This is a genomic window from bacterium, assembly GCA_026708055.1.
Taxonomy (GTDB): domain Bacteria; phylum Actinomycetota; class Acidimicrobiia; order Acidimicrobiales; family CATQHL01; genus VXNF01.
In genome coordinates, this window is record JAPOVS010000023.1 from 47289 (window position 1) to 74049 (window position 26761).

Annotated in this window: 27 protein-coding genes; 9 read left to right on the top strand and 18 right to left on the bottom strand. The window is 70.3% G+C overall.

The window, feature by feature from the left end; all coding sequences use genetic code 11:
• Positions 1-2: 2 nt before the first annotated feature.
• The 6 genes from OXG55_04000 to OXG55_04025 form a co-directional block, all read right to left on the bottom strand.
• Positions 3-944, bottom strand: coding sequence for a branched-chain amino acid ABC transporter permease (locus tag OXG55_04000; GenBank protein ID MCY4102417.1), 942 nt, complete (start codon positions 942-944; stop codon positions 3-5).
• 139 nt (positions 945-1083) lie between these two features.
• A complete protein-coding gene (locus OXG55_04005; protein MCY4102418.1) occupies positions 1084-2574 on the bottom strand; it encodes an ABC transporter substrate-binding protein in 1491 nt (496 codons plus the stop codon).
• 457 nt (positions 2575-3031) lie between these two features.
• Positions 3032-3424: an SCP2 sterol-binding domain-containing protein gene (locus OXG55_04010; GenBank protein MCY4102419.1), complete on the bottom strand. Its 393-nt coding sequence runs from the start codon at positions 3422-3424 to the stop codon at positions 3032-3034.
• Positions 3425-3436: 12 nt separating this feature from the next.
• Entirely contained in the window at positions 3437-4318 is an 882-nt protein-coding gene (gene mca, locus OXG55_04015; protein MCY4102420.1) for a mycothiol conjugate amidase Mca, read from the bottom strand.
• A gap of 182 nt (positions 4319-4500) precedes the next feature.
• Entirely contained in the window at positions 4501-5745 is a 1245-nt protein-coding gene (locus OXG55_04020; GenBank protein MCY4102421.1) for a potassium channel protein, read from the bottom strand.
• 68 nt (positions 5746-5813) lie between these two features.
• Positions 5814-7073 carry a magnesium transporter gene (locus tag OXG55_04025; GenBank protein MCY4102422.1) on the bottom strand — a complete coding sequence of 420 codons (1260 nt, stop codon included), beginning with the start codon at positions 7071-7073 and terminating at the stop codon, positions 5814-5816.
• A 113-nt stretch (positions 7074-7186) separates the two neighbouring features.
• Here OXG55_04025 and OXG55_04030 point away from each other — a divergent pair, with 113 nt between their 5' ends.
• Positions 7187-7834 carry a hypothetical protein gene (locus tag OXG55_04030; protein ID MCY4102423.1) on the top strand — a complete coding sequence of 216 codons (648 nt, stop codon included), beginning with the start codon at positions 7187-7189 and terminating at the stop codon, positions 7832-7834.
• Positions 7831-8808 (top strand): hypothetical protein, encoded by a 978-nt coding sequence (locus OXG55_04035; protein MCY4102424.1) that lies wholly within the window; start codon positions 7831-7833, stop codon positions 8806-8808. The genes OXG55_04030 and OXG55_04035 overlap by 4 nt, the downstream gene beginning before the upstream one ends.
• Positions 8809-8823: 15 nt before the next feature.
• On the opposite strand, the gene OXG55_04040 is transcribed toward OXG55_04035, so the two are convergent.
• Positions 8824-10416, bottom strand: coding sequence for an acyl--CoA ligase family protein (locus OXG55_04040; protein ID MCY4102425.1), 1593 nt, complete (start codon positions 10414-10416; stop codon positions 8824-8826).
• Positions 10417-10892: 476 nt separating this feature from the next.
• Here OXG55_04040 and OXG55_04045 point away from each other — a divergent pair, with 476 nt between their 5' ends.
• Positions 10893-12773, top strand: a complete 1881-nt coding sequence (locus OXG55_04045) for a putative DNA binding domain-containing protein (protein ID MCY4102426.1) — start codon at positions 10893-10895, stop codon at positions 12771-12773.
• 129 nt (positions 12774-12902) lie between these two features.
• Here the strand turns inward: OXG55_04045 and OXG55_04050 are convergent, their stop codons facing one another.
• Positions 12903-13388: a ribonuclease HI gene (locus tag OXG55_04050; protein ID MCY4102427.1), complete on the bottom strand. Its 486-nt coding sequence runs from the start codon at positions 13386-13388 to the stop codon at positions 12903-12905.
• 163 nt (positions 13389-13551) lie between these two features.
• Here OXG55_04050 and aceE point away from each other — a divergent pair, with 163 nt between their 5' ends.
• A complete protein-coding gene (gene aceE, locus OXG55_04055; GenBank protein MCY4102428.1) occupies positions 13552-16278 on the top strand; it encodes a pyruvate dehydrogenase (acetyl-transferring), homodimeric type in 2727 nt (908 codons plus the stop codon).
• Between the two features lie 118 nt (positions 16279-16396).
• Here the strand turns inward: aceE and OXG55_04060 are convergent, their stop codons facing one another.
• Entirely contained in the window at positions 16397-17812 is a 1416-nt protein-coding gene (locus tag OXG55_04060; GenBank protein ID MCY4102429.1) for an MFS transporter, read from the bottom strand.
• A 141-nt stretch (positions 17813-17953) separates the two neighbouring features.
• Between OXG55_04060 and OXG55_04065 the strand changes: the two genes are divergently transcribed.
• The gene (locus OXG55_04065; GenBank protein MCY4102430.1) at positions 17954-18535 is read left to right on the top strand and encodes a Fe-S cluster assembly protein HesB; all 582 of its coding nucleotides are present in this window, start codon (positions 17954-17956) and stop codon (positions 18533-18535) included.
• Positions 18536-18567: 32 nt separating this feature from the next.
• Entirely contained in the window at positions 18568-19020 is a 453-nt protein-coding gene (locus tag OXG55_04070; GenBank protein MCY4102431.1) for a DUF4190 domain-containing protein, read from the top strand.
• A gap of 13 nt (positions 19021-19033) precedes the next feature.
• Here the strand turns inward: OXG55_04070 and OXG55_04075 are convergent, their stop codons facing one another.
• Both OXG55_04075 and OXG55_04080 read right to left on the bottom strand, forming a co-directional pair.
• Complete coding sequence (locus tag OXG55_04075) at positions 19034-19855, bottom strand: alpha/beta hydrolase (protein MCY4102432.1); 822 nt, start codon at positions 19853-19855, stop codon at positions 19034-19036.
• Positions 19856-20122, bottom strand: coding sequence for a hypothetical protein (locus OXG55_04080; GenBank protein MCY4102433.1), 267 nt, complete (start codon positions 20120-20122; stop codon positions 19856-19858).
• Positions 20123-20242: 120 nt separating this feature from the next.
• On the opposite strand from OXG55_04080, the gene OXG55_04085 reads away from it, so the two are divergent.
• Together OXG55_04085 and OXG55_04090 are read left to right on the top strand one after the other, a co-directional pair.
• Positions 20243-20473, top strand: a complete 231-nt coding sequence (locus OXG55_04085; GenBank protein ID MCY4102434.1) for a hypothetical protein — start codon at positions 20243-20245, stop codon at positions 20471-20473.
• Between the two features lie 141 nt (positions 20474-20614).
• Complete coding sequence (locus tag OXG55_04090) at positions 20615-20869, top strand: hypothetical protein (GenBank protein MCY4102435.1); 255 nt, start codon at positions 20615-20617, stop codon at positions 20867-20869.
• Positions 20870-20892: 23 nt separating this feature from the next.
• Here OXG55_04090 and OXG55_04095 read toward each other — a convergent pair whose 3' ends face one another.
• The 7 genes from OXG55_04095 to OXG55_04125 all read right to left on the bottom strand — a co-directional run bounded on the left by OXG55_04095 (position 20893) and on the right by OXG55_04125 (position 25794).
• The gene (locus OXG55_04095; GenBank protein ID MCY4102436.1) at positions 20893-21240 is read right to left on the bottom strand and encodes a transposase; all 348 of its coding nucleotides are present in this window, start codon (positions 21238-21240) and stop codon (positions 20893-20895) included.
• Between the two features lie 590 nt (positions 21241-21830).
• Complete coding sequence (locus OXG55_04100) at positions 21831-22643, bottom strand: Uma2 family endonuclease (GenBank protein MCY4102437.1); 813 nt, start codon at positions 22641-22643, stop codon at positions 21831-21833.
• 210 nt (positions 22644-22853) lie between these two features.
• Positions 22854-23300, bottom strand: coding sequence for a hypothetical protein (locus OXG55_04105; GenBank protein ID MCY4102438.1), 447 nt, complete (start codon positions 23298-23300; stop codon positions 22854-22856).
• Between the two features lie 64 nt (positions 23301-23364).
• The gene (locus tag OXG55_04110) at positions 23365-24465 is read right to left on the bottom strand and encodes an acyl-CoA/acyl-ACP dehydrogenase (GenBank protein ID MCY4102439.1); all 1101 of its coding nucleotides are present in this window, start codon (positions 24463-24465) and stop codon (positions 23365-23367) included.
• An 88-nt stretch (positions 24466-24553) separates the two neighbouring features.
• A complete protein-coding gene (locus OXG55_04115) occupies positions 24554-25117 on the bottom strand; it encodes an RDD family protein (GenBank protein ID MCY4102440.1) in 564 nt (187 codons plus the stop codon).
• 51 nt (positions 25118-25168) lie between these two features.
• On the bottom strand, positions 25169-25537 hold the full coding sequence (locus OXG55_04120; protein MCY4102441.1) for a PIN domain-containing protein: 369 nt from the start codon (positions 25535-25537) through the stop codon (positions 25169-25171).
• The gene (locus OXG55_04125) at positions 25534-25794 is read right to left on the bottom strand and encodes an AbrB/MazE/SpoVT family DNA-binding domain-containing protein (GenBank protein MCY4102442.1); all 261 of its coding nucleotides are present in this window, start codon (positions 25792-25794) and stop codon (positions 25534-25536) included. The genes OXG55_04120 and OXG55_04125 overlap by 4 nt, the downstream gene beginning before the upstream one ends.
• Before the next feature lie 220 nt (positions 25795-26014).
• On the opposite strand from OXG55_04125, the gene OXG55_04130 reads away from it, so the two are divergent.
• Positions 26015-26758: an MBL fold metallo-hydrolase gene (locus OXG55_04130; GenBank protein MCY4102443.1), complete on the top strand. Its 744-nt coding sequence runs from the start codon at positions 26015-26017 to the stop codon at positions 26756-26758.
• Positions 26759-26761 lie beyond the last annotated feature (3 nt).

Here is a 26761-nt window from a genome sequence, read left to right on the forward strand (position 1 = left end):
ACTCACGTCTCCGCAAGCCGGAACTGCGAGCGCTTCCTCCGCACCACGATCATGACGCCCAGGAAGAGCACCGCCATGAGGATGACCTCGCGCCATCCGGAACTGATCTTGCCGAACGTCCCACCGGCTGTGTGCGCCTCGACCTGGCCGAAGAGCATCGCCCCGAGCAGGGCCAGAGGCAGGCTCCTGAAGCCGCCCAGGACCGCGCCCGCAAGCGACCTGATCAGCACGAACAGGATGACGCTGGCCCCGAGCCTGGTCATGGGCGTCAGCAGGACGCCGCCGAGGCCGGCCAGGGCCCCCGTCAGGCACCAAACGCCCATGGAGACCTTCCGCACGGGTATGCCGACGATCTCGGCGGCTTCGGTGTCGTCGGAGATGGCGCGCATCTGCACGCCGACCTTCGTCCTCGTCACGACGAAGTGCAGCACGATCACCAGGAAGACGAGTATCGCGATCGTGGCGATCTGATGGTGCGACACGTTCGCGCCCCAGATGGTCACGCGACCCCTCCCGAACGGGCTCGGCACGATCTCGAAGGCGCCGGGCCAGATCTCCTGGGTGATGCCCGTGAAGATCAGCATCCCGCCCAAGGCGAAGGTGGTCACGGTGACCCGGGGCCAGCGCGCCATACGCCCCGTCGCCACCCAGGCGAACAGGGCCGCCAAGCCGGCACCCAGTAGGACGGCCAGGATGACCGCCGGGGCCTTGGGCCATTCCTTGGTGGCATAGGCCAGATTGGTGCCGTGGCCGGAGGTGCGTGCCGGGTCGGCCGTCAGGTACCAGTAGAGGAACGCCGAGCAGAGCGCGATGCCCCCGTGCACGAACGCCACGATCCGGCTCATGCGGAAAGAGAGGACGAGGCCGACGGCGAGAATGCCGTAGAGCGCACCGAGGGCGACACCGGTGACGAGTGCTGCCTTGACTATGAACGGCTCAAACACCGCGGCCCCCCAACCCTCCGATCAGTGAGCGCTCGGGGCGCCGTGCCAGACCCCAGCCTGGCGGGGCGCCCCGATGCGTCTCGTGACCCTCGACCGGTCAATGCGTGACTCTCGACCGGTCAGAGCCAGCCGGCTTCACTCAGCTGTCATACGTGGCACAGGCCTCGTAGCCCTCGGGGGCCGGGATCCACACCAGGAAGTCGGTCGAAGCGGCGGACTGGTTGTACTTGAACTGGTACTCACAGCGCAGCGTGTCGTGCGCCGCCGTCTCGGCGATGCCGTTCTCACGCTCATAACTGGCGTCGCCCCAGGTGAAGGTGATGCCCATTCCCGGACCGGCGTCCCATGGCTGCGACTCCCAAGCCTCCATCATGTTCTCCCGGGTGATGTCCGGGCCCACCTGCTTGGCGGTCTCGATGAAGATTCGAGCACCGGCATAGCCGGACTGGGTGATGTGGTGGATCTTGAGGAGCTGGTCGGGGTTGTACTTCTCGAGTGCGGCAAGGTACTCGGTGTTGTCGTTCCAGATCTTGAACGTGGTGATCGTCCACATGCCCTTCAGCGGCCAGTCGCCCACGAACTCGCCCAGAGCCTCCGCCGCGAAGTGGTTGCCGCTGACACCCAGAGGCGGCCAGTAGCCCTGCTGCTCGGCGGCGATCATCCAGCCCGCCATGGGCGCCGCCCAAGCGAAGTGAATGACGTGGTCCGGGTTGGCGGCCTGCATCTCGATGACGGCAGGCGTGTGGTCGGGCGTCTCGATCTCGATCGGCTGCTCGAGGACGACCTCGATGCCCGCAGGATCGTAGACGGCGCGCATGGAGTCCGCCGCGAGGCGATCCTCGGGAATGTTGAGGTAGATGATGCCGACCGACTCCGGCTGCAGGATGTCCCGCACCCAGATGGAGTTGGCGGTCGCCTCGTGGATGGTGGCCATGTGCGTCGGGAACATCCAGGGGTCGCGCCACTCGCTGGTGAAGAAGCCCCAGGAGCCGAACCACGGGACCTGGTCGCGGGCCAGATCCTGGTGCAGCTCGCCGGTGCCCCAGGTGATGCTGGTGATGAAGCCGAAGACCTGGTCCTCGTCCACCAGCTTCCTGAAGCAGGCGCGGGCGCGGGCGACGTCGCCGGCGGCGTCGCAGTTCGTGACGCTGATCGTGCGCCCGTGCACGCCGCCTTCGTCGTTGACCGCGTCGAACATGGCGATGGCCGAGGCCACGACCGGGATCGTCACGATCTCCGGAAGCGGCAGACCGTCGTCGCTTATCGCCCCGAGCTTGATCTCTGTCGCGCTGACGCCGGGCGCCGGACTGTCGCCCGCTGCTGCGGGCTCCGGCTCATCGGCGGGTGGCGGCTCGGCAGCCGGCGGGGGCTCCGCCGCGGGTGGCGGCTCGGCAGCCGGCGGGGGCTCCGCCGCGGGTGGCGGCTCGGCAGCCGGCGGGGGCTCCGCCGCGGGTGGCGGCTCGGCAGCCGGCGGGGGCTCCGCCGCGGGTGGCGGCTCGGCAGCCGGCGGGGGCTCGGGCGGCGGAGGCGCAGTAACCGTACCCCCATCGTCCCCGTCCCCGCCGCAAGCGGCGGCGATGAGGAGAACCGCAACCGCAACGGTCACGATCCTGGATATCAACTTGCCCATCAAGAAGCCTCCTCCCGCTGCTCATTCGAGCCGGCTCTCGGAATGTGTCAGTCGGCTACGCGTCGCTGTGCACCCAGCCGACTCCTCAGAAAGTAGGTTTCGCTTTCGGACGGTTGTATGGCCGGGTGAGACAAGGAGACGGAATCGGCTTATCTACTGCTGACAAGACGTCGCCATTGTCCTCGCCGCAGGGTGAGAGCCACGACCTCGGCGGCGGTATCGACGACCACGGTCTGGGTGACCATGTAGGGGAAACCACAGATCCAACGGGAACCGCAGTGCCTACGCCCCCCGCCAACCTTCCGATTCGCGGCACGGGACCGAGGAATCGGACCGGCTACGTCACGGCGAGCGGCGATGAAGGACGAGACCACCATCACCCACTGCGTGGCCTGAGACGATTCCAACCGCGTCGTGAGCGCGGCCGGCCTGACGCGCGGCGCCCTCCGGCGCCTGCTCAGCCGCCTGCGGTCAGGGCGCGCACCCGCTCGGCGAAGGCGGCGAAGGCCGCCGAACCGAGGGCGGGACGCAGGCCGAAGAGCACCCGCTCGTAGGACCCGTCGACCTTGAGGCGCCCCTGCATGTAGGCAACCGCAGGGTCCAGCTCGCCGCGGAGGATCCCCCCGGCGTCGGCGGCGTTGCACGACACCGTGCAGTCGGGGTCGCTGAGGCGCCCGGGGCTCAACTCCACCAGCCGGCCGTCGCTGATGACCACTCCGAGCCGGCAGGGACCGCCGGGGCCACCGGCGATCTCCAGGCGGGCGCGTACGCTGCAGCCCGGGACCGCCGGGAGCGCCTCGGCGGCGGCACGCACGCCGGCCAGCCAGCCCTCGCTCCCGAAGTCCTCCACGTCCGGGGCTCCTCAGCCGCCCGGACCCCGCAGCCCGGCGAACAGGTCGTCCTCGGGCAGTTCGGTCGCCACGTCGGAGCGCGCCAGGATGTAGTCCTCGCAGGGGTAGGCCTCGGCTGCCACCTCCCGCGGCAGCCCGAACCAGAACGGCGAGTCGGGATCCACCTGCGTCTCATGGGCCAGCAGTGCGTCGCAGCGCCGGTCGTACCACTTCGCCACCTCGATCCGGGTGGTGATGCGGTGATCCTGCCAGGGCCGCTCGAACCACCACTCCTCGTAGGGGGACTGCAAGCCCAGCTCGCCGAACGCTTCGTGTATCGCCAGCATCCGGGCCTTGGACCACAGCGAGTAGTAGAGCTTGGGCGGGTGCCAGGGCGGGCCCGCGGCAGGGAACGCCAGAGGGTCGCCGGCCGCCTCGTAGGCCGCCAGACCCACGTCGTGCACCCGCAGGTGGTCGGGGTGGCGGTAGCCCTGCTGGTCGTCGGGATAGATGACGACCACGTGAGGGCGCCGGGCACGCAGGATCGCCACGAGGCGTTCCGTGGCCTCCTCCAGCGGCGCCGCCCCGAACGAGCCGGCCGGGAGTTCCGGTGGCCCGGCGGGCTCCTCGTGGACGTCGGGCGCCTCGGGATAGCCCGAGTCGCGGTAGCCCAGCCACAGCACCTCGTGGTAGCCGATGATCGCCGCGGCGCGCTCGAGCTCGGCGCGCCGCACCTCGGCCAGCCGCTCGCGCACCCCCGGCAGGTCGGCGGCGGGGTTCAGGATGTCGCCCTCCTCGCCGCCGGTGCAGCACACCAGCACGGTGCGCACCCCCTCGTCGCTGTAGCGGGCCACCGTGGCCGCCCCCTTGGAGGACTCGTCGTCGGGATGCGCGTGCACGGTCAGCAGACGCAATTCCGAGCCCGCGACCTCGCCCCCGTTCCGGCGGGCATCACCACCCCCGCGGGCATCGTTCCGGCGGGCATCACCACCCCCGCGGGCATCGTTCCGGCGGACATCGTCACCCCGGCGAACATCGTCATTCCGGCGAAGGCCGGAATCCAGACTCAAGGACGCCCCATCCGCGGCCGGGGACTTCAGGCCCGCACCCCGAGCACTCCCGCCCGGGGCGACAACTGATCGGTGCCCGTCTCCGGGTCTCGCTCGAGGTTCCAGCCCAGCAGGGCGGCGAACGCGCCGCGTCCCTCGTCGGGACCCGAGGCGATCACCTCATCTCCCGCCTGCAGCACGGTCGGCCCCCGCGGCCGGTACAGGTACCGCTGACCCCGCAGGATGGTCAGCACGGTGAAGCCGGGTTCGATGTTCAAGCCCAACTCGGCCAGGGAACAGCCGTCGACCGGGGATCCCGCGGCAACCGGGTAGTCCACGACGACCTCGTCGGAGTCGCCCAGGGCGATCTCCAGGATGGGGTGCACGTCCTCGCCCTTCTCCACGAGCCACACCATCTGGCAGGCCTGGTCGCCCAGGTCCTCGGCCGCCTTGGAGATGTGCAGCAGGCCGCGCAGCGGCGCAGGGTCGGCGTGATCGGCGGCCGCCCGCAGAACCCACACCTCCAACTCGTCGTGGCCGTCGTCGAGCCGGGACTCCAACTGGCGCACCTGCGCCGCCAGACCCGGATCGCCCAGCACCAGGGCGGAATACGCCAGATCCACCGACACCTCGGAGAGGTTCTTCATCTCCACGAGCAGGTCGGCGGCACGGTCGAGGTCGCTGATGGAGGACTCCGCGGGCGCCTCGGGCGGAACCCACGCCTCGTCTCCGGCGAGTTCGCGGATCCGGGGGATGCCGTCGGACGAGCCGCGCATGAACAGGGCGTCACCGGGCATCAGCACGTCCTCGCCGCCCACGCCGGTGATCCACTGCCGGCCCCGGCGGATGGCCATGATGCGCGTGCCGGTCGCCACCGGCAACTCGAGGGCGCCGACGGGTCGGTGGGCCATGGCGGAGCCCTCGGCGACCTGCGCCCGGTGCGAGACCTCTTCGGCGGCCGACAGCGAGACCACCAACTCGGCGGGGATCCCCAACTGGTGGGTGACGACCCGGGCGATGTCCACAGCGGCGTTGGCGATGCGCTCGATCGCACTCACCACCTGCAGCACCGAGGACATGCCGCCGGCATCCCGGGGGCGGCGCGCGGCCTTCACGCAGACGGCGCGCATGTCGTGCACCAGGTCGCTCATCTGCTCCTCGAGGGCGCGCACCTCGGTGGCCAACTCGGGGTGACCGAAGCAGACCGAGGCATACGCCAAGTCGACCATCAACTCGCTGAGGTCCTTGGCCTCGGCGAGCATCGAGCGCAGATTCCGGGGGCGTTCGTCCATCGGTGTCTTCGCGAGACTATCGCGCCGCCGGCGCGGCACCCTCAGCGCGTCGTCGGAACCGGTGCCCATCACAGGATCGCCAGCGCCGCCAGCGCCGCCACCAGGGTGAGGGCGCCAACCAGGTCCATCACCGAGGTGACCAGCGGGATGCCGTAGGTGTCGGGGTCCAGACCGAAACGCTCTGCCAGGATCGTGCCGTAGTACGCTACGAGAGCGGCCGCCGCCACCGCAACCAGGCCGCCGAGCAGCGCCACGCCGATCATGTCCGCCGGCCCGGGACCGGCCAGACCGGCGATCCTGGCGGCGCCGTAGGCGAGCGCTCCCGTTCCGGCGAGGGCGGGAAGTCCCATCACAAAGGTGTTGCGCACCTCCCGGCGAGCCTCGCGGCCCGGAACCGCCGACGGTTCGATGAGACCCAGGTGCAGCTTGGATGCCAGCCGGCTCGAGAGGATGCCACCGAGCGCGCCCCCGACCGCCAGGTACCCCGGCAGCAACACCAGCAGGCTCGGGAGCCGTCCGAGGAACACCTCCTGCTGCTCGACGATCACCCCGGCGCCGAGGTCCAGCAGCAGCGCGATCACCAGCACGCCGAAGGACTCCCGCAGGATGGCGCGCAGCGAAGTGCCGCCGGTCTGCCAGACGCTCACAGCGGTGACCAAGGCGGCCGCGCCGCAGACGATGGCCACCGCGCCCACCACCGCCTCGGACTCGGCCAGCGGAACCACCAGCAGCAACACCGGCAGCGTGATCACGTCGGCCGCGGCGGTCACCAGCGGGGCCGTCACGTTGTCGGGGTCCCAGCCGAGGCGCACCGAGCCGGCTGTCATCCCCAGCGCCACCACCAGCACGAACAGCGACGAGATCACGCCCCCGAGCGTGCTGATGACCACGAAGGCCGCCAGGCTCATCGGCACGGGGATGTTGAAGAGCTCCGCCGCCGCCTTGGCCAGCATCGCCAGTATCGCCGAGGACACGATGCTGAGCGCCAGGCCGGCCAGGATGTTCTCCCCCACGACGGTTGCGGGGCGCAGGCTCAGGCGGAAGGTGCCGGCGTGAATGGCGGTGCCCAGGCGCGACCCGAGAGCCCCGAAGATCTTCCCCTGCAGCGCGATGGCGGCCGGCACCATCAGCAGCAGCCCGCCGAGCTGCCCCAGGCGGTCGGCGCTGGCACCGAGCAGGATCCCCACCACGACGCTGACGGTGGCCAGCAGCCCCAGAGCCACGAGGCTCTGCATGCCCGCCCAGTGGGGCACACCGGGAACGCCTCGCCCCTGCGGGGGTGCGCGCCGCAGACGGAACCTCGCCAGCAGCGGGAAGGTTCGGTCCATGCCACGCTCCCCGGGGCCGAGTAGTGACCAAGTCTCCCCCAGCGTGCAGGAACCCGGCGGAATTTGCGACCGGAATGCTCGTGGCGGCGGGATGCGCTTCCTACGCTGGCGCCATGGGACGTCACCGATCCCGAACGGCCGTGGGTGGCTCCGGCCGGCGCCACCGGCACACCGGCAGCCGCCGAGTTGGCGGCCGCGCCCTGATCCTGGTGGCAGTCGCCGCACTCGTCGCAACCGGATGCGGCTCATCGGGGCGGGAGTTGCGCGCCCCGCCCAACTTCGCCGCCTCCCAGGCCCGCTTCGTACCGGTCAACCAGAGCCAGGGACCCGGCGGCATGCTCATCGAGGGCACCGACTTCGCACCAGGCGGCGAGCTGCCCCCGGGACTGCTGGAGACGGGCGAACCGCCGACTCTGGTGTGGTGGAACATCCCGCCCCTGACCACGGAGTTGGTGGTGCTCGTCAGCGCCTTCGATCCGCAGGAGCCACCGGTGCTGTGGGCCGTCGCCGGGCTCGGTCCCTCCAGCGCCGGGCTCTTCGGCGGGCCGCTGCCCCCGGGCGTGCGGTCGCTGCCGCGGGCCGGCGGCGAGCTGGACTGGCCGGGCTACCCACCGGCAGGCACTCGCGTCGTGTTCAGCCTCTGCGCCCTGACGGCCCCGCTGTCCCCCGACGCCGCTGCCTCCGACGCCTGGAACCTCTGCTACTCCGACTCGCTCGGCCTCGCCACCGTCAGCGGGCTGGTCCCGGCGGCGCAGACATGAGTCAGAGCGTCATGAGGCCGAGCGATCAGAGGTACCGGGTCTGGATCGACGGGCCGGTGCCGGACATCGAGATGCCCGCCGACGTGGACCTCGTCGGCAGCCGGGCGGGCGCCGAGGCGGCGATCGTGGGGGCGAGCGAGCCGTGGGGCGACGCCGCCTGCCGGCGATTGCCCGACCTGAAGGTCGTGGTTCGACGTGGCATCGGTTTCGACAACGTGGACGTTGCGGCCTGCGCCGCCCACGGCGTCGCCGTCTGCAACGCTCCCGACGCGCCCACGATCTCGACCGCTGAACACGCCCTGATGCTGCTGCTGGCCGTCAGCAAGCGCCTCAAGCCCGCCGAGCGCCGCCTCCGCGACGGCGACGGGCTGGTTGGGACCCCGGCCTCTGTCGGCGGTCTCGAACTCGACGGCCGCACTCTCGGTCTCATCGGCTGCGGTCGCATCGGGAGGCGCCTGGGCGCCTACGCCGAGGCGCTGGGCATGCAGGTGCTGGCACACGATCCCCACCTCGATGTCGCGCCCGTGGGCAGGCTGGTCGAACTCACCGAGATCTGGTCCGCCGCCGACGTCGTGTCGCTGCACGCCCCCGCCACGACCGCGACACGCCACCTCGTCGACGCCACCTCACTGGCGGCGATGCGTCCTGGCGTGGTGATCATCAACTGCGCCCGCGGCGCCCTCGTGGATCACGACGCCCTCCTCGCCGCCGTGGAGTCCGGCCAGGTCGCCGGCGCCGGACTGGACGTGACCGATCCCGAGCCGCTGCCCGCCGACCACCCTCTGCTGCACCGGGACGACGTTGTGGTCACGCCCCACGTTGCCTCGGCAACGACGGCCGGCACGGACCGGCTCGTGACCCAGGCGCTGGCACAGGCGCTCGAGTGGCTGCGGGGCGGCAGCCCCGAATACCTGCTGGATCCCGCAGCCGCCGACCCGGCGGTCGACCGCCGGCTGCGAGCCCGGATCGATTGAGGGGCCCGGCGGCGCTCAGTGCCGGAGCCGCTCCCGCAACGCGAACTTCTGGATCTTGCCGGTGCTGGTCCTGGGGAGATCGCCGAAGATCACCCGTCTGGGCGCCTTGAAGCGGGCGATGGAGTTGCGGACGAACTCGATCAGCTCCTCCTCGGTCACCGAGGATCCCGGGCGCGGCACGACGAACGCCACCGGCACCTCGCCCCAGGTCTCGTCGGGCGCACCCACCACGGCCGCCTCGAGCACCCCGGGATGGCGGGCCAGGGTCTGCTCCACTTCGATCGAGGCGATGTTCTCCCCGCCGCTGATGATCACGTCCTTGGCCCGGTCGCGCACCTCCATGTAGCCGTCGGGGTGCACCACACCCACGTCGCCGGTGCGGAACCAGGCGCCGTCGGGACGCTGCAGGGTCGCCGCGGCCGTAGCTCCGGGGTCGCGGTAGTAGCCGAGCATCACGACGTTGCCCCGCAGGACCACCTCGCCGGCCGTGGCGCCGTCGGGGGGCACGTCGCGGCCCTCGGCGTCCACGACCCGCAGCGGCGAGCAGGCGACGTTGGCCACACCTTGGCGCGCCTTGCGCCGGGCCTGCTCGGCGGGCCCGAGGGTGCCCCATTCGGGACGCCAGTCGCAGATCACCGCCGGGCCGTAACTCTCGGTCAACCCGTAGAGGTGCGTGACGTGCAGGTTCAGGTCGGCGAGGCGGGCCAGCAGGCTGGGCGACGGCGGCGCCCCGCCCACGGCCACGTGCACCGGGGAGGCCGCCGGGGTGGCGCCGGGGTGGGCGGCCAGCATCGTCAGCACGGTGGGGGCGGCGTTGAGGTGGGTGATGCCCCGCCGGTGGATCTCCGACCAGACCGCCTCGGCATCGACACGGCGCAGCGCCACGTGCACGCCGCCGGCCGCGGTGACCGCCCACGGATAGCACCAGCCGTTGCAGTGGAACATCGGCAGGGTCCAAAGGAACACGCCGGCGGCGTCGAGGCCTCCCTGGGCGACCATGGCCAGCGCCTGCAGGTAGGCGCCGCGGTGGGAGTACATCACGCCCTTGGGGCGCCCGGTGGTGCCCGAGGTGTAGTTGAGGCTCAGCATCGCCCACTCGTCGTCGACGTCGCGGCGCAGGGGCGCGGCGGCGGCGAGCCGCTGCTCGTAGTCGTCTTCCGGCTCGCCGCAGAGGATCAGCTGCACCGGGTGGTCGGCCCCCGCCACGATCGCCTCGCCGACCTCCGCCAGGGAGTGGTCACAGACGAGCACCCGGGACCCGGCATGGTCGGCGATCCAGGTCAGCTCGCCGGGCGACAGGCGCGTGTTCAGTGCGTTCAGAACGGCCCCGGCCCAGGCCACGCCGAAGTGCGACTCCAGCGCCGCGTGCGTGTTCGGAACCAGCGTCGAGACCCGGTCGCCGGGCCTCACCCCCGCCTCGGCCAGCGCCCCCGCCAGCCGCATGCAGCGCTCCCGCAGCTCCCGGTAGGTGAAGCGGCGCTCCCCGTCGATCAACGCCGTCCGGTCGCCGAAGACGAGCGCGCTGCGGTCCAGGAACAGCGTCGGCGCCAGCGGTTCGGGGCCGAAAGCCGGACCGTGGCGAGTGGGCGGCGAGGGGGGCTCTGGCATTGCCTCAGTGTCGCAGACGGAGGCCGGGGCCCGTGGCCGACAGTCCCGTGGCCCCAAAGGTCCCGTGGTCGAAAAGGTCGAGGCGGGCTCGGACCTCGCTCCAAAGGTCCGAACCCGCCTATTCCACCTGCCGCAACCCTGCTGCTCCAACCGCTCGGGCCGCGGCGTCCGGAAGATCCCGGCGATCTTTGCTCCACAGACGCCTCAGCCGCCGGTTCGGTTGACAACCTCGGAATATTTTTTCCACAACCCAGCGGGCACCCGTTGCAGCCTCGCGGCACGCCGACCGAGCCTGGGGGGAAGGCGGGCGATCAGCCGAGGCGAACTGCACCAGTCATCTGACTCATATGACAGGCTCCGCGCGCTGCGATCCGCCACATTGCTACGACAAATATCTCATAATAGCCATCTCACGTCGATATCGAACCGCGAGATTCTCGCATCTGCACTATCATCTGGCTATCATGCCAGCTATCATGAGCGCGCTCGGAGAACGGCTCCAATCCGTACTGCCAACGCTACGAGCGGCAGGAACCGACCTGCAGCGCGTCGAGGTCAAAGACGCAAGCGGCGGTTTCCCGAGGAGCGTGCTCAAGAGCGTCTCGGCCTTCGCCAACTGGGGAGGCGGCCTGATCATCCTGGGGCTCGCCGAGCCGGGCTTCGAACCGTCCGGAATCGATGCACCAAGAATCGCGTCCTCGCTGGCCTCGGCGTGTGCCGACAGCCTCCAGCCGCCCATCCGCCCGGAGATCGAAATCTGCACAGTCGACGGCTGTCCGGTCGTCGCGGCGGCAGTGGACGAGATCAACCCGGGCCAGAAACCGTGCGTCGTGAAGCAACCCGATCACCTCGAGGGGGCCTACATCCGGACCCACGACGGCAACCGTCGACTCACCGGCTACGAGCACTACGCCTTGTTCGCCGCGAAGGGGCAGCCTACCGACGACGAGCAGGCGGTCGATGGAGCAAGGCCAGAGGACCTCAACGCGGAACTCCGCGACCTCCTGCTCCGCCGGATCAGAGCAACCCGCGGTCCGACGCTGCGCGACGCGGGCGACAACACGATTCTCCGGCTGCTGGGAGTTCTGACCGGCGAAGGGGGTGAGGAGGTCCCCACGCTCGCCGGCCTGCTGGCACTGGGGACCTACCCCCAGCAGTTCGCACCACGACTTAACGTCACGTTCGTGGCGTTCGCCACCGAGACCGGCGAACCGCTGGCGGACGGGACCCGCTACCGAGACAGCCAACAGATCGACGGGCCGATACCGGAGATTCTCGAACTGGCAGGCGACGCGCTGCGCCGAAACATGCGCCGGCGAGCCGTTGTCGTCGGCCTCGGACGGGAGGACCATTGGGACTACCCGCTGGAGGCAGTGCGCGAGGTGGTCGTCAACGCCCTTATGCACCGCGACTACCACTCTTCTGTCCGCGGTCAGCCTGTCGTAATGGCCCTCTATCCAGACCGGCTGGAGATAACGAGCCCCGGCGGTCTCTACGGAGCGTTCAGCCCCGAGAGACTCATGACCGAGCCCGTGACCGCCGCCCGCAACGCTCGCCTGGCCAAGTTGCTCCAGGACGTCTCGAACACACAGTCCAACCGAACCGTCTGCGAAAATGTGGGCACGGGCCTCGTCTCCGTCGCCAAGTATCTGCGCGACGCTGGCTTGGAACCACCGGAGATCATCCACAGCCTCACGGAATTCAGGGTCGTCCTTCGCAACCACACGGTGCTTGATGGCGAGGCTCTGGAATGGCTCTCGGCAATCGAGGACGCTGAACTCTCCGACCGCCAACGGCTCGGACTTGCAGCCTCGCGACGCACCGGCAGGATCGACAACCGCGGCTACCGCGCCCTGACGGGCTGTGATCCCGCCACTGCGACCACCGAGTTGACCGATCTAGGTCGTCGGGGGATGTTGCGGCGGATCGACGGAAAGAGCTGGGCGGAGTGGGTTCTCGCCGACCGTCTCCAGCCCCCGGCCGGCGTCCGCGACGCTGGCCGCCGAGAACTGGCAACGACACGACCGACCGAGGGTCGAGCGACGCCGCTGCCGCTGCTCCCGGACACACCCACGCTGAAGGGTGTCGGCGACACCGGTGCAACACCAGCCGAAGCCGGGCTGACCAAGCGGCAGCAAGAAATCGTCGAGACCCTCTCGGAGGGGCCGATGACGAGCAAGGAACTCGCCGATCGGTTCGGCGTGACCCGAGGAGCGGTACTGATCCAGCTCCGCAGCCTCGAGAAGCTCGGTCGCGTAAGCCCTACCGAGGAGGGCAGGCGCAGTCGCAAGCAGCGCTGGGAGTTGGGGTCGCGCCAAAGGTTTGGGGGAAGACGAATTGTGCCTAGCGAAAGTTGAGCCTCCTCGCCTACGACCACCAACCTTGGAACTACTCATCCAGGGCCGCCGCCAAACTGCCCAACTCGCCCGCCGCGCCCCCGAGCCAACCCGGCGTAGCCGTCAAGATCACGTCAGCAAGGGAAGGGGTCAGCCGCCCGGCAAGCGGTAGCGCTCGCCCGTGGCACCGCTCTGTGTGTCGGCCGCCTGCGTGGCCAGGAGGTCGGCCGCGTCGTTCCAGGGGTCGCCGGCGTGTCCCTTCACCCAGCGGAACGCGACACCCCGCGCCAGGACCTGTTCGATCAGCGGCACCCACAGGTCCTGGTTCTTAACCGGCTTCCTGTTGGCGTTGCGCCAGCCCCGCCGCTGCCAGCCCTCCCACCAGCGCTGCTCGAAGCAGTTCACGATGTACGCGGAGTCGGTGACCACCCGCACGGGATCGGAACCCGCCAGCGCCCCGAGCGCCTCCAGGACGGCCTGCAACTCCATGCGGTTGTTGGTCGTCTCGGGCGCGGCGCCGGCCGCCCAGGGGCCGTCGGGCACCACCCAACCCCAGCCGCCGGGGCCCGGGTTCCCCCGGCAGGCCCCATCGGTGTACACGATCGTGCGTTGCGGGGAACGACCCGGTGCGTCCATCACAGCGCTCATCCTCGCACGCGCCACATCCCCATCAGCGCTTCGGCGACCCCGACAGCTGCAAAATTGGCGCCAGCGGACTTGGCCGAAACTTGCTGCACCGCGGACCGAGCGCCGGCGGACTTGGCCCAATAACTCTTGCACCGTGCGAGAATGAACCCCGATGCGCGGACATTTCTCGCACCAGCTTCCCGACACCGATCCCACCGAGACCGGCGAGTGGATCGACTCCTTCGACGCCCTGGTCCACGAGCGGGGCCCCGAGCGCGCCCGGCTGGTCGTGGCACGGATGCTGGAGCGGGCGCAGCAGCTCGACGTCGGCATCCCCGCCACCGTCACCACCCCGTACGTCAACACCATCCCCGCGGACAGCCAGCCGTTCTTCCCCGGCGACGAGCACCTCGAGAAGCTGATCCGGCGCTACATCCGCTGGAACGCCGCCGTCATGGTGATCCGGGCCAACAAGGCGGCCGACGGCATCGGCGGGCACCTGTCCACCTTCGCCTCCTCGGCGTCGCTGTACGACGTGGGCTTCAACTGGTTCTTCCGGGGCAAGGACGACGGCCTGCCGGGCGACCACGTGTACTTCCAGGGCCACGCCGCCCCCGGCATCTACGCCCGCGCCTTCCTCGAGGGGCGCCTCGACACCGAGCACCTCGACAACTTCCGGATGGAGATCGGCGGCCGGGGCGTCTCCAGCTACCCGCACCCCCGGCTCATGCCCGACTTCTGGGAGTACCCCACCGTGTCCATGGGCCTCGGCCCCATCAACTCCATCTACCACGCCCGCTTCAACCGCTACCTGCAGCACCGGCGCATCGACGACACCTCCGGGTCGCGCGTCTGGTGCTTCGTGGGCGACGGCGAGATGGACGAGCCGGAGACGCTGGGCGCCGTCTCCCTGGCGGGGCGCTCCGAACTGGACAACCTCATCTGGGTGGTGAACTGCAACCTGCAGCGCCTCGACGGGCCGGTGCGGGGCAACAGCCAGATCATCACCGAACTCGAGGGGCTGTTCCGCGGCGCCGGCTGGAACGTCATCAAGGTCATCTGGGGGTCGCGCTGGGACGAACTCCTGAAGCGGGACCACACCGGTCTGCTGCTCAACAAGATGAACTCCACCGTCGACGGCGAGTACCAGCGCTACGCCACCGAGTCGGGGGACTACATCCGCGAGCACTTCTTCGGCCCCGATCCGCGCCTGCGCGCCATGGTGGCCGACTACGGCGACGAGGACCTCGCCAACCTGCCCCGCGGCGGCCACGACCACCAGAAGCTGTACGCCGCCTACAAGGCCGCCACCGAGAACGCCGGCTCGCCGACGGTGATCCTGGCCAAGACCATCAAGGGCTGGAGCCTGGGCAAGGGGTTCGAGGGCCGCAACGCCACCCACCAGATCAAGAAGATGACCACCCGCCAGCTGCTCGAACTCCGGGACCGGCTGGGCCTGTGGGAGGAGATCCCCGAGAGTGCGCTCGCCGACGACGCCTCGCCGCCGTACTACCGGCCGCCGCCCGACGCCGAGGAGATGGTGTACATGCGCCGGCGCCGCCAGGCGCTGGACGGCCTGCTGCCGTCGCGCCTCGTGCGGGACCGGCGGCCGCTGCGCCAGCCCGACCGCAAGGTCTTCGCCACCTTCGACGAGGGCTCCGGCGACCGGGAGGTCTCCACCACGGTGGCGTTCACCAGCATGCTGCGCTCGCTGCTGCGGGACAAGGACTTCGGCGCCCGCGTGGCCCCGATCGTGGCCGATGAGGCGCGCACCTTCGGCATGGACTCGCTGTTCCGGGAGTTCGAGATCTACGCCCCACGCGGGCAGCTCTACGAGCCGGTGGACCATGATCTGCTGCTGTCGTACAGCGAGGACACCGGCGGGCAGATCCTGGAGGAGGGCATCACCGAGGCCGGCTCGCTGGCGGAGTGGATCGCCGCAGGCACCAGCTACGCCAACCTCGGCGTGCCGATGGTGCCGATGTACACCTTCTACTCGATGTTCGGCTTCCAGCGGGTGGGCGACCTCATCTGGTCGGCCGCCGACAGCCGGGCCCGGGGCTTCCTGCTGGGCGCCACCGCCGGTCGCACCACCCTCATGGGGGAGGGACTGCAGCACCAGGACGGCCACAGCCACCTGCTGGCCGCCTCGGTGCCGGCCTGCCAGGCCTACGACCCGGCCTTCGCCTACGAGATGGCCACGATCATCGCCTGCGGGCTCGAGCGCATGTATCCCCCGGCGGGGGCTGCGCACGGCGACGACGTCTTCTACTACCTCACGATCTACAACGAGAACTACCTGCAGCCCGCCCGCGCCGACCATGTGAGCGACGCCGACATCATGAGCGGCCTGTACCGCTGGGATCCCGGGCCGGCGGGCATGCGTCACCGGGCCACGATCCTGTTCTCGGGCCCGGCGCAGGCTGCGGCCCGCGGGGCCCAGGCGACGCTCGCCGAGCACTACGACACCGGCGCCGAGCTCTGGAGCGCAACCTCCTACAAGAGGCTGCGGGAGGAGGCCCTGGACGCCGAGCGCTGGAACCGCCTGCACCCCACCGAGGCGCCGCGCCTGCCGGCGGTGACCGCCGAGCTGGCCCGCTCGCAGGGCCCGATCACAGCGGTGAGCGACTACCTCACCCTGGTGCCCGATCAGATCGCCCGCTGGGCACCCCGGCACTTCTCGGTGCTCGGCACCGACGGCTACGGCCGCAGCGACACGCGCAGCGCGCTGCGGCGCTTCTTCGAGGTGGACGCCGCCCACATCACCGTGGCCGTCCTGTCCGGGCTGGTCGCCAACGGTGAGATCGACCCCTCCGCGGTGGGCGACGCCATCGAGCGCTTCGGCGTGGATCCCGAGGCGGTCAACCCCGTCAACTACGAGTGCGGCCCGCTCACCTAGCGGCCACCGATCGGCGCTCCGTTCAGGCTCTTGCGTCATCCCGGCGGAGGCCGGGATCCACACAGCGCCGGCAACGACGCCCGTGCCCTGCGGAACTCGGAGAGAACTCCCGGCCGCGCTAGTCGCGTGCAGGCGATCCGCCGCCGACACCACCTGCCGCCAGGCCGGCCCGCCCGGCGGCACTGCCGGAGGGGTAGAAGAGCGCTATCGTCAGTCCCGCCAAGGCGTAGGAGCAGATGAGCCAGATCCAGGGACGCGGGTAGCGGGCGAGATCCTCGGCACCGCCGGCGCCCAGCAGCGCCACGACCGCGGCCACACCGACGGCGTAGCAGAGCTGCTGCACGGTGCGGGCCGTGGCATTTCCCATGGCGAACTGGTCGCTGCCAAGGTCCGCCAGGGGCGCGGCCGTGATGCAGGTGATCGCCATCCCGACTCCGGCTCCCAGCATCAGCATGGCCGGCAGGAAGTCCGACACGTAGTCCGGTGTGGCCTCGACGCGCCAGAACTGCCACGAGAAGGCGGCGATGCACAACCCGCTACCCGCCGCGGTGAGCCAGCGGTGGCCGAGGCGGTCGGCGGCGCGGCCGACCCACCACGAGGCCAGGACCGACATCAGTGGACTGGGACTGAGGCCCAGACCCGTCTTCCAGACCGGCCACTCCCAGAGACGCTGCAGCAGCAGAGAGTTGAGGAAGAACCCGCCCAGGAAGGCGAATCCGAAGAAGATCGTGGCGAAGGTGGCCACCCGGAACGACCGGATGCCGAAAAGCGACAGGTCCAGTACCGGCGACGGGTGGCGGCGTGACCGCCACACCAGGACCGGCAGCAGGACCAGCCCGACGCACGCCAGTGTGAGCGTGCGGGCGCTGGCGAAACCCCAGTGCTCGGCCTGCACCACCGCCAGCAGCACGAGTGCCACGCCCAGCACGCTCACCGGGACGCCGATGAAGTCCAGCCGTCCGGTGTCGGTTGCCACCCGCGTCTCGGTCAGGTAGCGACGCCCCAGGACCGCAACGGCGGCACCCAGCGGGACGCTCGCCCAGAAGATTCCCCGCCAGCCGAACAGCTCGATCAGCAGCGCGCCCGCGGACGGGCCGACCGCCCCGCCGAAGCCCGCAACCGCGGACCAGATGCCCACGGCCATGGATCGTCGCTCGATGGGGAACTCCGGCAGCACCAGCGCCAGGGACGACGGGAAGATCGCCGAGCCGCCGATCGCCTGCACGACTCTGAAGGCGATGAGCGAGGCTGCGTCCGGCGCGAGGCTGCACAGCAACGACCCCAGCGTGAAGACCCCCACCGAGACGAGGAACACCCGCTTGCGCCCCAGCCTGTCGGCGGTCCGCCCCGCCAGCAGCAGCAGCGAGGCGACGGTCACGTTGTAGGCCGTCAGGATCCACGAGAGCACGGCATCGGTGGTCCCCAGATCAGCACCGATGGTGGGGAACGCCACATTCACGATGGAGGCGTCGATCACCACCAGGAAGATGCTGACGCACACCACCGCCAGAACAACCCACGCCCGCCGCGGCACCTCCGAGGCTCCCGATCGACGACGCCGGCGACTCCGCCCCGCGGCGCGGCGCGGCGGCCGCGTCGCACCTCGGGATTCTGTCACCATCGCCTCCCAGCAGGCGTGAAAGCGCAGGCACTGTGCGGCCGATACGCTCGGGGTATGACCGCTGGAACGCTAGCCGTCACCGGCGACAACGCCGCTGACGCGCTCGTCAACAACGAACCGCTGGCACTGCTGCTGGCCATGCTGCTGGATCAGCAGATCCCGATGGAGTGGGCTTTCAAGTCGCCGTACCGGCTGGCCGAGCGGCTGGGCGGCGAGTTGGACGCCACCGCCATCGCGGCCATGGACCCGGCCGACCTGGAAGCTGTCTTCGGCACCAAGCCGGCGCTGCACCGCTTCCCCGCTGCGATGGCCCGCCGGGCCCACGAACTCTGTCGTCACGTGGCCGATCAGTACGACGGCGACGCCGCAGCGGTCTGGGCCGCCGCCGCCAGCGGCCGGGAACTGTACGACAGGGTGCGCGCCCTGCCGGGCTACGGCGACGAGAAGTCCATGATCTTCCTGGCCATCCTGGCCAAGCGTTTCGCCGTCCGCCCCACGGGGTGGGACGGCTACGCCGGCCCCTTCGCCGACGACACCCCCCGCTCGGTCGCCGACATCGACGGCCCCGAAGCACTCGCCCGGGTACGCGCCTGGAAGAAGGAACAAAAAGCCGCCGGCCGATCCAAGCAGGACTGACCCGGCTGCGACAACGGCAGACCGGAGGAGCGATGGATCGCTACGACCGTGAGGAGCGGCGTTACGACCGCGGCGAACCGGATCGCCCCGGATCCGAGCCCTCGGGCTCTCCGGAGGATTTCCCGTGGGAGGACTCCGGCCGTGGCGATCAGCCTCCGCAGGTCTGGGAGGCGCCGCCCACCGATCAACTCGCTGGGGCCGGAGGCGCCGCCGTCCCGGGGCGCCGCGGGGGCGACCAGCGCAACCCCATGGCGATCGCCGGGTTTGTCTGCTCGATCGTGATGTGGATCCCGATCCCCTACCTGAACGTCGTGTTCTGGGCCGCGGCAGTGACCTTGTCCTCGATCGGCCTCAGCCGGGCGAGGCGGCTGGGACTGCCGTACAAGGGACTCGCCATCGCGGGGCTGTGCATCAGCCTGATCGGCATCGTGTTCATCGTGATCGTCATCCTCTTCTTCATCGGGGCGATCGCCTTCGCGGACTGACGGCACGGCCCGCTCAAGGAGCGGTCGGAGTCTCCGCAAGCGACGCCTCGTCGACCGTCGCCGGCTCCAGCACCATGTCGTGGCCGTGGCGGTCGAGCCAGCCCAGCACCAGGGAGATACAGCGCGGGTCATAGCGCAGCCGGTGACCGCCCGCGGCGATGATGCGCAGATCGGCGGCCCCGTGGGCGTCGGCTATGGCGCGGGCGTCCAGGGGCGGCACCAACTCGTCGTCGGAGCCGTGCACCACCATCAGGGGCCGCGGCGCCAGGCGGTCGGCCGCAGCGGCGGTGCTGAAAGAGGCGAACTGGTCGCGCCAGGCCTTGCGGTCGGGAGGGAACAAGTCGTCGCGCACCACGCCGGTCTCGCGGGCGTGGCGCAGCAAGCGCTCGCTGTTGGCTGCCCAGTCGGCGAAATCGACCGGCGCCCCCACCGAAACCGCCCCCGTCACGGCGGGCGCACCGGCGGCGGCCCTGATCGCCACTGCGCCGCCGGTGCCGAAACCGGCGACCCAGATCCCCCGGGTGCGGGTCCGCACCGACACGAACTCGACGGCGGCGCGCACGTCGGTCACCCAGCCCAGCAGCGAGAAGTCGCCCTCGGAGAGCCCGCAGCCCCGGTAGTTGAGCACCAGGGCCGACCAACCCATCTCGACGGCGATGCGATCCGCCAGGACGTGGTAGGAGCGCCCCGCCGTGGCGCCGCCGCCGGGCGCCGCCGGCAGGCCGTGGCAGATGACGACAGCCGGCCGCGGGTCCCGCAGGACCTCACCGTCGGAGCGAAGCGGCCGGGCCAGGTAGCCCGAGAGCGTCAGCGGCCCGGAGGGGATCTCCTCCACTCAGCCGCCCCGCAGGCGGTAACCGCGGTTGCGCGCCTCGGCCAGGGTGTCGGGCGCGAAGCACAGATAGCGACCCGACGCCACGAGTTCGTCGATGACGGCGCGCGGCGTCTGCCCGACCGCCAGCGGGGAGTCGTCGGCGGGCACCATGTCGAGGTCATAGACGGCGCCCGTGCGCTTGTCGCCGATCCAGCGGTGGTCGGCGACTCCCTCCGGGCGGTACACGCCGAGGATGGTAGAGGGGATCAACGGCTTCCGGCGACCCATGATCGCCTCCGATCACCGAACACCACCAAGCACACTGCCCCAAGCCCACATCCCAACGAGCCGACCGCTCAGGACGCCGGCAGCGAAAGGCGCCGCGCCAGCGCCGAAGGCAAGATCTGCGTGCGCGCCGACTCGGGGTTCTTCAGCTACGACCTCCTCGACCGCCTCGACGCCCACGAGGTGCGCTGGTCGGTCACGATCCCCCAATACGCCCACGTCAAAGCCGCCATCGCCGCCGCAGCCGAGGAAGACTGGGCGCCCATCGAGTGCCCCTCCCCATATTCCTGCGAGTCACCCTGGCCCCGCGGTATCGTCGGTGCAATGCCGCCGAGGTTCGCAGCCAGCAGTTGACGGCACCGGCCACGGTCGGCACGTCGGGCACACGAGGCATCCGACGCCGCGCCGTCCGCCCGTGGCGGCCTATGGTCAACGAAGCCGCAATGATCAACATGGGCCGAGAACAACGACAAGGCGTGCTGGACAGGAGGACTCGTGATCCAGGATTGGGATGAAGTCGACCGCAACTACAGTAAATATATTGAAAGCTATAAGGAGGATATGGAACTGGAGCACAGTGGTCGAATCGCCCTTATGGCCGACGGTAAGGTCGTCTCAATACATGATGATGTCGACGGTGCCTACGAGGCAGGGTACCGGCGTTACGGTCTGGGCCACTTCTCCTATGTTGAAATCGGGGCGAGACCTCCCATCGACATGGGGCTCTACGCCTCCGCTCTCATGGCCTGAACGTGCCGACAATCCACGTCCCGTTAGTGGACAGAAAGATCCTGCTGGACGTTGCCGTGTCCGTGCCACTTCGTGACGATCCTGCGGAGGCGCCGAGATTCCGAGCTCTCGTGGACACCGGCGCGCAAGCGACCTTCGTGTCGCAGAACGTCGTGGACACACTGAGCGTAGAACCCACCGCGATGACACTGAGGCTCCGCACCGCGACCGGCGGCCTCATCGATCAGCCGGCCGATCGCCGCCTCGTCGTTGGGAACGACCCGCGCCAGCACCTCGGCGCCCTCGCGGGTCACAGCGCAGGCGTAGTGGTCGCCCTTGGCGATATCGACGCCGACGAACACCGCCGCGTCGATGGGTGCGGACTCTTGCATGTCGAGGCTCCTGGGGCTCGGGAACAGTCTGGCGCGGATGCTCCCGGCGCCTGCGCCTCAACCACTTTACGACCAGCCCTCGAGGGCATGTCCCTGTCAGAGGTCCCAGGCACCCGGCCGCGGCGGGCGGCAACACCCCCCGGGCCATCTGTGTGACAGGGGGCCACAGCCCTACCCGCCGCGGCGAGCAACCAGCCCCGACACTGCCACGCCGGGACCACTCAACAAGGTAAAGGGGGGGGGGAATCCGCCCCGCGCCGCCTCACCGCCGAACCCCCCGCGAACGCGCCGAACCGCCCCCAACGACCCGCGAACCCGCCGCAAGTCGCCGCGCCGCCGCCCTTGCGGGCATCACACGGACTCTCGTCGGAACCATTGCCTCAGCGATCTCCCGCTCAGCGATCTGCCTGTTAGAGCCGCCCGGGCGGAAATTACAAAACAAGCCCGCCAACCGATCAACCACCACGGCCCGCCGCCGGGCGGTCCGGCCCAACGCCCCCCGACAAAGCACCGCCACCACCAAGGGCGCCGGCAGCCAGACAGCCAGGCGCACCCACTGCCGACGGCCGCCCCACGGCCCGGGGGCGATTTCAGGGGGTCGGTTCGTGGCCGGGTTGTCGGCGCAGGGCCGCCAGTTCGGCTTCGGCGGCGCGTCGGGCCTCGGCTTCTTCAACGGCGCGGGCCTCGGCGGCGCGTCGGGCCTCGGCTTCGGCATCGGCGCGGGCCTCGGCGGCGCGTCGGGCCTCGGCTTCTTCAACGGCGCGGGCCTCGGCGGCGCGTCGGGCCTCGACTTGGTCGTCTAGGTCGAGGAGCCAGGCGCCGCGGGCGGGGTCGTAGAGGCGGAGTTTGGGTGGCTGCCAGTGCAGGTCGAGGCCCAGGGCGACGCTGTGGCCGGTGAGCGTGCCGTCGAGGTTGCGGGTGACGCCGATGGGCGCCCAGCGGCCCGTCCGGCGGTGCTCGCCCTGCAGCGGCGGCGTGAGATAGTCGCCGCCGGTGGGGTCGAGCCGCCAGTACTCCTCCACGCCGAGTTCGGCGAAGTGCGCGGGCTTCTCGCGCAGGTCCCGCTTGAAAGTGGTGTGTGAGGCGATCTCCAGAGCGAACGCCGGCACCGCGCCCGCCTCCCAGACCCGGTAGGTGCTCCGGCCCTCCACAGCAGCGACGTTGACGCCGAACGCCACCGCCAAGTCCGGCGCCACGACGACCCTGGGGTCGCCCTGCTTGTAGTAGATGTTGATGTCGCAGCACACCCAGGCGTCGGTGCCGTCGGGGTGCTCGGCCAGCCAGTGGCGCAGCGCCCCGTAAAGTTCGTAGCGCCGACGGATCTGCAGGTCGCCTTCGGGCACTCTGGGCCCCTCCGGGTAGATGACTTCCGATCCCAGAGGGTCAACCGCAACCGTGCTCACCGGCGCACACCCCCGAACACGCCACCGACGCTACCGGCATCCCCGCACCGATGCAACCCCAACAACCACGAAACACAACGGAGATCATCCTAATCCCCGGTCTCGGGTGACGCCGGTGGGCGCCCAGCGGCCCGTCCGGCGGTGCTCGCCCTGCAGCGACCGAAACCGTCGACGAGTGTCGACTCCCTGGGCAATGCCTGCGCCGGCGCTCTACAGCTCGCCCACTTGCTCGCCGAGGGCGCCGATGGATGCCAGGTACCGAGCGTTCAACTCCAGCACGACGACCGCATCGAGAGCGTCGAGCGCGATCCCCTCCGCCGCGGCGCGCCGCAGCAACTCGTCGAGCGCCTCGTCGGGTTCGCTCTCGCGCGGGGTTCGGGCGAAGCCGCCGGCCATGGCGTCCGCCTCCCCGAAGGCTGCCACGCCCTTGCGGCGCAGGTGATCCAGGTTCCAGGCCAGCAGCAGCGCCACCGCATCGGCCCGGACCCGCTGGGAGATCTCGGCGGGCAGGCCGCCGTGCACGAACTCCGTCGCCGCGCTCAGATCGTAGGTGGCCACGGCCTCGGTATTGGCCAGCCGGGCGCTGACCCTCGCCACCGTGTAGTAGGCGACCGCCACGACGATCACCGCGGCGACGGCGACGAACACCCAGATCACGTCGAGCGGTGCCTGCGGGGGTGCGATCTTGCCGGACGCGACCGCTCGGTGTGCACGCCGGCGCTCAGAGCCCCACGAGGTCCGCCAGCCGCGCCCGGTGGTGGGCGGGATCGCCGAACATCAGCTGGCTGGCCTTGGCACGCTTGAAGTAGAGATGCGCCGGGTGCTCCCAGGTGAAGCCGATGCCGCCGTGGATCTGGATGTTCTCCGCAGCGGCCCGGTAGTAGGCGTCGGAGCAGTGCGCCTTGGCCATGGCGGCGGCGACCGGCAGGTCCGCGTCGCCGACCGCGGCGCACCAGCCGCCGTAGTAAGCGGCCGAGCGGGCCGTCTCGCACTCCAGGAGCAGGTCGGCACAGCGGTGCTTGATCGCCTGGAAGCTGCCGATCGGCCGGCCGAACTGCATCCGCTCCTTGGCGTAGCCGACCGCCATGTCCAGGCAGCGCTGCGTGCCCCCGACCTGCTCGGCGGCCAGGGCCACCGCGGCCAACTGCAGCACCTCTCCCAGAACTCTCGTGCCGTCGCCGGGTCTACCGACGGCAACGGCCGGGGTGCCCGCGAACGTGAGCCGCGCCTGCTTGCGCGTCAGGTCGAGCGTCGGGAGCAGTTCCCGCTCCAGACCGTCGGCGTCACCGGCGCAGCGGAACAGACTCAGCCCCTTGGGACTGCGCGCAGCCACCAGCACGGCGTCGGCGACGTGGCCGTCGAGCACGTAGCTCTTCTCGCCCCGGAGCCGCCAGCCCGCTCCGTCGGCGATCGCCACGGCGCCGTGCGCCTCGTTCTCCTCCTCGAAGGCGAGCGTGGCGATGCAGTCGCCCGATGCGACGGCGGGCAGCAGCTCCTCGCACGCCGCCTCGTCGCCGCTGCGGTCCAGGGCGCCCGCCGCCAGCACCACCGAGGAGAAGTAGGGGGCGCACAGCAGCGTCCGGCCCATCTCCTCCAGCACCAGCACCAGCTCGCGGAAAGTGAATCCGCCGCCGCCGTGGCGCTCGTCGACGGCGATGCCCTGCAGCCCCAGTTGCTCGGCCATCTGGCGCCACACCGCCTCGTCGTAGCCCTCGTCGGTGCGCATGAGCTCCCGCACGGCCGACTCGGGGGACTTCTCCTCCAGGAACTGCCGGACGAAGCGCCGCAGTTCCTCCTGCTCCTCGCTGAACCCCAACCGCACAGCCGGCCTCCTCATCACAAGGTCTGCCGCAGAACATAGCCGCGCGCACCCTGTAGAACCCCTCTCGGGAAACGTCTGCCGGCAGCCCTCAGGCCACCACGACGATGGTTCCGGCGACCTTGTCGTGCCACCCCCGGCGCGAGGCGTCCCGAGTCAATGAGGAGAAGCAGAGGGCCACGAGGACGTACCCGGCGCCGGGGATCGCCAGCAGCACTCCCGGGAGAGCCCACCGCGCGAATGACGCGCCCAGGGTGGGCAGTTCACCGTTGTCGGCTCGAACCACCCTGATCCCCGTCGCCTTCTTGCCGATGGTCTGGCCCCGGATCGCGATAAGCAGCGGGTCGTAGAGAAGGCTCGCCAGAACGATGAGCAGAGCAGACAGGAAAACACCCTCGACGAGCCCGATCCCGACGCCCAACCCCTCGGCGACGAGCGTCACCAGGACCAGGACCACCCCGCCGACGATGACCGCGACGAGGATCAACAAGTCGATGACCTTCGCACTCAAGCGGGCAGAGGGTTCGGCCAGTTCCAACTGCTCGCCCGTGTCGAGCGTGACCCATCCCGGAGACGCTCCACGCCGGCCGAATGCGCGCCTGGCACCGGCCCAGGGCCCGTCGTGGCGAGGCGGCTGCTCGTCGCCGTAAGCCATATCGGTCGTGCTTCCGTCAGATTCCCGCGGCAACCGAATCCAGGGCGCGGCCTAGCGGATCTGCCTCACCCGGCCGCCGGAGCCCCACGCCCTGTCGGCAGTCAGGAGGGCGGTGTCCAGGCGCTCGGCCAGCGCTAGGCAGAGTCGGTCCGCCAGCGACAGACCCTCGCCGCGGCGCCAACGACGGGCCGCCCATTCGGCGTCGTCGGCCACGACGGGCTCGACCCGCAGTCCGTAGCCATACAGCAGCGTTCGCACGAGATACCAGTCACGGCCGAGGGACAGCGTCTTCTGGGCCACCTCGGACCAGTTGGCGGCACTGCAATGGACAGCACCGTTCAGCGCCTCCAAGACCACGTCGGCACCGTCCTCATCCAGAAGGAAGGCCAGAACAGCGGAGGCGTCAAGCACTGCGGTCACAGTTCGCCCGCCATGTCGGCGTCCTCGATCTCGGCCGCTCGCCTTCGATCCGCAAGCAACTCGCTGACGAGGTCGAGACCTCGAAGCTCACTTCGGACTCGAGCGAGGAGTTGATCGCGCGTCATCAGGACGACGCCGTTGGGCGTTTCCAGAATCATCAGCGTGGTCCCCTCGGAGAATCCCGCTCGCTCTCGAACCGCTGCCGGCACGACGATCCGCCCGCGTTCTCCCATTATCACGGTGCTTGTGTCACTCATGCTCCGAGACTACCACTGATGGATGTGCCGTGGGAATAGACCTTGCCCCTGAGTGCGCGGGCGCCACTGCCCACCGGGTGCGGCGGAGTCAGCGCGGGGCACCACGGGGTGCGGCGGAGTCAGCGCGGGGCACCACGGGGTGCGGGCTCGGTTCGCAGCGGTTATACATCGTGGACAGCGAGGTGGCGACGGGCAAGACCGGCCGCCGAGAGGCACGGATATGAGCGACACAGCCGCACACGCCGACAGGGCCGGCATCAAGCACTACTGCTGGCCGCAGCACGGGATCGAGCGGCAGGCCGCCGACGCCCGGCCCACGCTGCACTACCGCGACACGCAGATGGAGATCCACCGGGTTGTCGTCGGCCCGTTCGACAACAACGTCTTCATCGTGCGCTGCCGCGCCAGCGGGGACGCCGTGCTCATCGACGCCGCCAACGAGCACGAGCTGCTGCTGGACCTGTGCCGGGAACTCGGGGTGCGCACGGTGCTGGAGACCCACGGCCACCAAGACCACACTGGGGCCGTGCCGCAGGTCCGCGACGCCGGCTACGACGTGCTCGTCACCGCCGGCGACGCCCACATGCTGCCCTCCTACGATCAGATCCTGGAGGGCGACTCGGCGGTGGAGGTCGGGCGGCTGCGGCTGCTCACCACCATCACGCCGGGCCACACCGCCGGGTCGATCTGCTTCAAGGTGGACGGCTCGCCGGTGCTGTTCACCGGCGACACCCTGTTCCCCGGCGGCCCCGGCCTCACCCGCGACGGCTTCGAGTTCCGCGAGGGCCGCCCACCGCCGGCGGAGTTCCCCTGCGGCGACTTCGCCACCATCATCGGTTCGATCGACGAGCTGATCTTCGCCCGCCACGCCCCCGAGACCATCGTCATGCCCGGCCACGGCGACGACACCACCATCGGCCGAGAGAGCCCCCACCTCCAGGAGTGGATCGACCGCGGCTGGTAGGCC